2 protein-coding genes are annotated in these 1,518 nt (G+C 68.4%); both read left to right on the top strand.

Going from position 1 to position 1,518, the window contains the following annotated elements; genetic code table 11:
* The coding region (locus LPZ50_RS24755; RefSeq protein ID WP_230665480.1) for a PepSY-associated TM helix domain-containing protein at positions 1-1,317 on the top strand (1,317 nt) is incomplete at its 5' end.
* 11 nt (positions 1,318-1,328) lie between these two features.
* Positions 1,329-1,499: a DUF3325 family protein gene (locus LPZ50_RS24760; RefSeq protein WP_419195642.1), complete on the top strand. Its 171-nt coding sequence runs from the start codon at positions 1,329-1,331 to the stop codon at positions 1,497-1,499.
* The last annotated feature ends 19 nt before the right edge of the window (positions 1,500-1,518 follow it).

Consider the following 1,518-nt stretch of genomic DNA (forward strand, 5'->3'; position numbering starts at 1 on the left):
ATCCAGCACTTCGTGCAGATGCATGACGGGCGTCACGCAGCATTGCGTGCCCTGCAATTTGTCGCGCCACCAGGCGATTTCCTGTACCGCTTTCACTTCGAGCTGTACGGCATGCCGCGCTTGTGGGCGCGCTGGCTGGTGGGCGCGGCCACCATGTTCATGCTGGTGGCCATCATCAGCGGGGTGATTACCCACAAGAAGATCTTCACCGACTTCTTCACCTTCCGCCCGCGCAAGGGCCAGCGTTCCTGGCTGGATGGCCACAATGCCACCGCGGTGCTGGCCCTGCCCTTCAATTTCCTGATCACGTTCAGCGGCCTGCTGCTGCTGATGTACCAGCTGATGCCCTGGGCCGTAGACGCCGCCTACCAGGGCGATGCACGCGCCTTCTTCAGCGAGCGGCGCGCACACCCCGCGCAGGTGTCCGCGCCCGCGCACCCGGTGCCGGTCCAGGCGCCATCGGCCGATGCCCTGCAGCGCATGCTGGCCGATGCGTCGGCGCTATGGGCCGGCAATACCGTGGGCAGCCTGGCGGTGAACCGGCAGCAGGGCATGGCCCGCACCGTAGACCTGCGCGAAGCCCATGGACACAGCCTGGTCGACCGCGGGCAGTCCCGCCGCGCCACATACGATGCCGTCACGGGCGACCGCCTGCAGGCGTCTCCCGTCCCGCAGCCGGGCGCGGCGGCGGGGGTGTACAACGTATTCACCAGCCTGCACCTGGGCCGCTTCGCCGACCCGCCGGTACGGTGGCTGCTGTTCCTGTCCGGGCTGGTGGGCAGTTTCATGGTGGCCTCCGGCATGGTGCTGTGGGTAGTGAAGCGCCTGCCTGAACGCAGGAAACTGGGCGCTACCCCGCGTGGGCACCGCCTGGTCGAAGTGTTTAACGTAGCCGGGTTGGCGGGCCTGTTCCTGGCCGTGGCGGCGTACTTCTGGCTGAACCGCCTGGTGCCCGCTGCGCTGGATGGCCGGGCAAATTGGGAAGTACGCGGGTTTTTCATTGTGTGGCTGACCACCCTGCCGTATGCCGCGCTACGCCCGCACCGCCGCGCCTGGATCGAGATCCTGGCGGCCAGTGCCGTGGCCTTGCTGCTGCTGCCGGTACTGAACGGCCTGACCGGCGGCCTGGCCCTGCCCCACAGCCTGGCGCGCGGCTTATGGAGCGTGGCGGGTTTCGACCTCTCGGCCACCGCCCTGGGTGCATTGCTGGCCTTCTGCGTGTACAAGCTGCATCGGCATGCGCCTGCCGGCAGGACAGCCCCCCACGCGGTACCGGCGCGCCGCCCCGCAGCGCCTGCGGGTATCCAAGGAAAGTGAACAAGATGTCGATGTGGATCAGCCTTGCCCTGGCGTTTCCGGCCTTCGCCGCCCTGGCCCTGGCCATGCCGCGCCATCAGGAAGAAATACTGGGCCGCGAACTGGACGCGCGGGCCCGGCATGGCTGGCGCGCGCGCATTTGCCACGGGCCCGCGGGGCCTGTATGCCCTGCTGGCCGGTGACGGCCCCATCGAGGCCTTG

The organism is Bordetella petrii (assembly GCF_020991325.1).
GTDB lineage: Bacteria > Pseudomonadota > Gammaproteobacteria > Burkholderiales > Burkholderiaceae_B > Bordetella_A > Bordetella_A petrii_E.